The following is a 5,173-nucleotide window of genomic DNA, read 5'->3' as shown; positions in this document are numbered from 1 at the left end:
CCCACGACCCTCTGGTTCGTAGCCAGATACTCTATCCAACTGAGCTACTGGCGCATCAAATTTGCAGAAGCAGAACTATACCCCCACTTTCAGAAAAAAGCAAGAGCTGATGAAAAAAGATGAAGAAAAAATGAAAAACGCCCGCCCCCTCGTGAGGGACGGGCGTTTGAAGGCGTTGGGGGAGGGGCCGGAGAGGCCCCCTCCCGACGCTCCGACGTCAGTCGGCGCGCCGGCCGATGACGGTCACGTACCAACCGCGGCCGTCGGACTCCGCTTCACCCTGCGCGACGAGCACGTGCCCCGTCTGGCGGCAGAAGTCGGCGAGGTCCGGGAGGCTGTGCGCGTCGGTGCTCCAGACGCGCAGGCGCGCGCCGGGAGCCATCTTGGCGAGGGCCTTCTTGGCCTTCAGGACGGGCATCGGGCAGGAGAGGCCGGGGAGCCGGAGCTCTTCGGCCGCTTCCTCGAGAAGCCCGTTCTCGAGACCGCTCTCGGGTGCGCTCATCAGAGACGCTCCGCGATCCAGGCGCGCGCGGCGGTGAGCGCTTCACCGAGCTTCGTCGCGTCGGCGCCGCCCGCCATGGCGAGGTCGGGCTTGCCGCCGCCCTTGCCGCCGAGGAGACCGGCGACGAAGTTGGCGAGTTCGCCCGCCTTCACGCGGCCGGTGAGGTCCTTGGTGACGCCGGCGGCCAACTGCACGCGGCCGTCGGGCTGGGCGGAGGCGAGAACCGCAACGGCGCTGCCGAGCTTGTCCTTCACCTTGTCCATCGTCTCGCGCAGGGCCTTCGCATCGGCGCCGTCGAGGCGCGCGAGGAGGACCTTGACGCCGGAGACGTCTTCGGCCTTTTCGATGAGCGCGTCGCCCGCCTTGGCGGCCATCTGGCTCTTCAACTGCTCGATGCCCTTCTCGAGGGTGCGGACGGCGTTGAGGAGGTCCGCGGTCTTCTGCGGAACATCGTCCGCCGGAGCCTTGAGTTCACGGGCGGTCTTGGTGACGAGCTCCTCTTCGTGCTGTACCCAGGCGAGCGCGTTCATGCCGGTCACGGCCTCGATGCGGCGCACGCCGGCGGCGATGCCCGATTCGGACGTGATCTTGAAGAAGCCGATGTCGCCCGTCGCCTTCACATGCGTGCCGCCGCAGAATTCGCAGGAGCGGCCGATGTTGAGCACGCGCACGGTCTCGCCGTAGCGCTCGCCGAAGAGCATCATGGCGCCCGTCTTCTTCGCCTCCTCGATCGGGAGGACGCGGGTCTGGACCGGCGTGTTCTTGAGGATCTCGGCGTTGACGATGCGTTCGACCTCGGCGATCTGCTCCGCGGTCACGGGCTTTTGGAACGAGAAGTCAAAGCGCGTTGCTTCGGGCGTCACGAGCGAGCCCTTCTGCGCGACGTGCTCGCCCAACACCTGGCGCAACGCCATGTGCATGAGGTGGGTGACCGAGTGGTTGCGTTGGGTGGCGAGGCGGCGCTCTTCGTCGACCGCGAGGTCGAACTTGTCGCCGACCGAAACCGACCCTTCGGCCACGTGGCACTGCATGCCTGTGACGGCCGCCTTCACGCGGAAGGTGTCGAGCACCTTGAGGATCGAGGTGTCGTTGCGGCACTCGCCGCGGTCGCCCACCTGGCCGCCCGATTCAGCGTAGAAGGGCGTGCGGTTGAAGACCACGACGCATTCACTGCCGGCTTCGACCTTGTTCACGGCCTCGCCGTTGGCGTAGAGGGCGATCACTTCGGCGCCCTTTTCGGTGAGGGTGTCGTAGCCCGTGAAGACCGTGTCGGCTCCGCGGTAGTCGAGGCCGAGCGACATCTTGAACTTTGCCGAGGCGCGCGCGGCTTCACGCTGGCGCTCCATCGCGCGGTCGAATTCGTCCATGTTGACGGCGATGCCGCGCTCGCGGCAGACGTCGCCCGTGAGGTCGGCCGGGAACCCGTAGGTGTCGTGGAGCTTGAAGACCACTTCACCGTCGAGCACGCCCGACTTGTTCTCGGCGATCGCCGCCTCGAGGATCTCCATGCCCTTGCTGAGCGTGAGGAGGAAGCGGCGCTCCTCCTCCTCGATCACCTTCTCGATCGAGGGGTTGCGCAGCTCCGGATACGCTTCCTGCATCTCGGCGCGCACGGCGTCCACGAGCTTGTAGAAGAAGGGGCCGCGGGCGCCGAGCTTGTAGCCGTGGCGGATCGCGCGGCGGCAGATGCGGCGCAGCACGTACGCACGGCCTTCATTGCCGGGGATCACGCCGTCGGCGACGCAGAACGCGCACGCGCGGATGTGGTCGGCGATCACCTTGAGCGAGGGCGAATGGATGTCGGCCGGGGTTTCGGAGACCGAGTCCACGGCCTTCTTGGAGGCCGCGAGCAGGTTCTTGAAGAGGTCGATGTCGTAGTTGCTGTGCACGCCCTGGAGCACCGTGGCGATGCGCTCGAGGCCCATGCCGGTGTCGATCGAGGGACGCGGGAGCTTGTGCATCTCGCCCTTCTCATCGCGGTAGAACTGCATGAAGACGAGGTTCCAGATCTCCATGTAGCGGTCGCCGTCTTCGTCGGGGCTCCCCGGAGGGCCGCCCTGCACGGAGGGACCGTGGTCGTAGAAGATCTCCGAGCACGGACCGCACGGGCCCGTGTCGCCCATCATCCAGAAGTTGTCGGACATGTAGCGGGCGCCCTTGTTGTCGCCGATGCGGACGATGCGCTTGGCGGGGATGCCCACTTCCTTGTGCCAGATGTCGTAGGCCTCGTCGTCCTCGGCGTACACCGTCACCCACAGCTTTTCGGGCGGCAGGTGGAAGTGCTCGGTGAGGAGCTCCCAGGCGAAGTGGATCGCGTCCTTCTTGAAGTAGTCGCCGAACGAGAAGTTGCCGAGCATCTCGAAGAAGGTGTGGTGGCGCGCGGTGTAGCCCACGTTGTCGAGGTCGTTGTGCTTGCCGCCGGCGCGGATGCACTTCTGCGAGGTCGTGGCGCGGTGGTACGGACGCTTGTCGAACCCGAGGTAGACGTCCTTGAACTGGTTCATGCCGGCGTTGGTGAAGAGGAGCGTCGGGTCGTTGCCGGGAACGACGGGGCTCGAAGCGACGATGGTGTGACCTTTGCTTTCGTAGAACTTCAGAAAGGTGCGTCGGATGTCTGAGACTTTCATGGGTCTGGGTGGATTGCAGTGAGTGGATTCTGCTCGGGGTGCTTTGGGCCCCTCCGCAGGGTCGGCGGCCGGACGTGGGCCTCCCTGCGAGAGGAGGCGCCCGCTGCCGCTTCCGGCGCCTGCGGGAGGCCCCGAAACCGGGGAGCGTCGCATGCCGCCTGCGGCATGGATGCTCGAAACGTTCGATTTTAGTCCTTTGGGGGCGGGCGGGCGCGCTCCGGAGCCGGAAGCGGCAGCGTGCATGAAAAAGGGCGCTCTTGGGAGGGAATCCTTCCGGATCCCTTCCCGAGAGCGCCCTCCACCTTATTCAGGGCGGTGCGCCGCCCCTGCGGTCAGGCGATGCGCGAGTACCCGCCCGCGCGGTTCGATTCGCGCAGATAGCGGTCGAACTGCATCGCCACGGCGCGCACGAAGATCTTGCCCTTTGGGAGCACGACGAGGCGGTCGGGGTGGAGCTCGACCAACTCGTGGTGCACGTAGGGCTTCATCTTCGAGAGTTCGTAGGCGAAGACCTCGTCGAAATGGATGCCGAAGCGCTCCTCGACGTCCTTCTTACGGAGCTCGAAGTTGCACATGATCTGCATGATCACGTAGCGGCGCAGCTCGTCGTCGGCGTTCAGCTCATACCCGCGGTTGGTCGCAAGGCGCCCGGCTTCGATCGCCGCGGCCCAGTCGTCGAGCTCGCGGGGGTTGCAGGCGTAGGCGCCGCCGATCTTGGAGATCGCGGAGACGCCGAGCGCGACCATGTCGCATTCGGCCTTGGTGGAGTAGCCCTGGAAGTTGCGCTGCAGCGTCCCCTCGACCTGGGCCTTCGAAAGTTCGTCTTCGTGCTTGGCGAAGTGGTCCATGCCGATGTAGCGGTAGCCGTTCTGCGTGAGGCGCGTGATGGCGTCGAACATGATGTTCGCCTTCTCGATCGTGTCGGGAAGGTCCGCGGGCAGGATGCGGCGCTGCGGTTTGAAGTGGTTCGGAAGGTGCGCGTAGTGGTAGAGCGCGATGCGGTCGGGCGAGAGCTCGATCACCTGATCGATCGTCTTCGCAAAGGTCTCCCGCGTCTGCTTCGGAAGCCCGTAGATGAGGTCCATGTTGATCGAGTGGAAGCCTTCGGCGCGCGCCGCCTCGAGGGTCTCCTTCACCATCTCGAAGGGCTGGATGCGGTTGACGGCCTTCTGCACGTCGGGATTGAAGTCCTGCACGCCCAAGGACATGCGGTTGAGGCCGAGCTCGCGGAGCTTCCTCACCTTGTCGGGGCCGCAGGTGCGCGGATCGACCTCGATCGAGAACTCACCCCCCGTCTTCGCGAGCGGAAAGCGCTTCGTGAGGGTCTCCATCATGAGTTCGAGTTCGTCGTTCGTGAGGAAGGTCGGCGTGCCGCCGCCGAAGTGGAGCTGCTCCAACTCCTGCGAGCCCGTGATGCGGCTCTTCACGAGGTCGCATTCACGTCCGATCAGGTCGATGTAGGCCGCCGAGCGCGAATGGTCGCGGGTGACGATCTTGTTGCAGCCGCAGTAGAAGCACACGTCGTTGCAGAAGGGCACGTGGACGTAGAGCGAGAGCGGGGCGGGGTGCGCTGCGGCGCCGCGTCCGGCCAGGGCCTTTTCGTACTCGGCGGGACCGAACGAGGCGTTGAAGCGGTCGGCGGTGGGGTACGAGGTGTAGCGCGGGGCGGGGACGTCGAACTTCCTCAGAAGATCGAGGTCGGGCAGCTCAACGCCGCTGTTTTCCGGGGTCGTCATGGTTGGGGTGTGCCTCTTGTTATGACTTAGGTTAAGCTTCCTGATAATATTCGGGAGGCAAGACCATCTTTGTTGACATGAATCAACGCGGAGGAGCTCCTGGACTTCCGGGATCTTCGGTCGAACGGGAGGTCTTGTTCGACGCTGGCGCCGGATCATCCGCAAGGATATTAGGCCCGCGAGATTATTCCAAAATTAGCGGATTTGAGACCTCGGCCGGCGGGCCGCCGCGGGGTCTCCCGGAGGCGGAGCGCAGCTCGCCGGGTCCGCAGCAGGCCGGCGCCTGCGTCGCCCGCCGGTCCGCCCGA

3 protein-coding genes are annotated in these 5,173 nt (G+C 65.4%); all 3 read right to left on the bottom strand.

The features are described 5' to 3' along the window. Positions 1 to 217 precede the first annotated feature (217 nt). A complete protein-coding gene (locus tag ACT6Y9_RS08495; protein ID WP_295480742.1) occupies positions 218 to 502 on the bottom strand; it encodes a sulfurtransferase TusA family protein in 285 nt (94 codons plus the stop codon). Beyond that, positions 502 to 3,129 carry an alanine--tRNA ligase gene (alaS, locus tag ACT6Y9_RS08490; protein ID WP_443744216.1) on the bottom strand — a complete coding sequence of 876 codons (2,628 nt, stop codon included), beginning with the start codon at positions 3,127 to 3,129 and terminating at the stop codon, positions 502 to 504. The genes ACT6Y9_RS08495 and alaS overlap by 1 nt, the downstream gene beginning before the upstream one ends. Positions 3,130 to 3,461: 332 nt before the next feature. Then, positions 3,462 to 4,865 carry an oxygen-independent coproporphyrinogen III oxidase gene (gene hemN, locus ACT6Y9_RS08485; RefSeq protein WP_295480738.1) on the bottom strand — a complete coding sequence of 468 codons (1,404 nt, stop codon included), beginning with the start codon at positions 4,863 to 4,865 and terminating at the stop codon, positions 3,462 to 3,464. Positions 4,866 to 5,173: the final 308 nt, after the last annotated feature.

The sequence above is a fragment of the Sutterella sp. genome (genome assembly GCF_052272535.1).
Taxonomy (GTDB): Bacteria; Pseudomonadota; Gammaproteobacteria; order Burkholderiales; family Burkholderiaceae_F; genus Sutterella.
This window is presented reverse-complemented; position numbering and strand designations above follow the sequence as displayed.

Bases quoted from the DNA above. Each gene is read 5' to 3' on its own strand.
- hemN (WP_295480738.1), bottom strand. From the start codon at position 4,865: ATGACGACCCCGGAAAACAGCGGCGTTGAGCTGCCCGACCTCGATCTT.
- ACT6Y9_RS08495 (WP_295480742.1), bottom strand. From the start codon at position 502: ATGAGCGCACCCGAGAGCGGTCTCGAGAACGGGCTTCTCGAGGAAGCG.
- alaS (WP_443744216.1), bottom strand. From the start codon at position 3,129: ATGAAAGTCTCAGACATCCGACGCACCTTTCTGAAGTTCTACGAAAGC.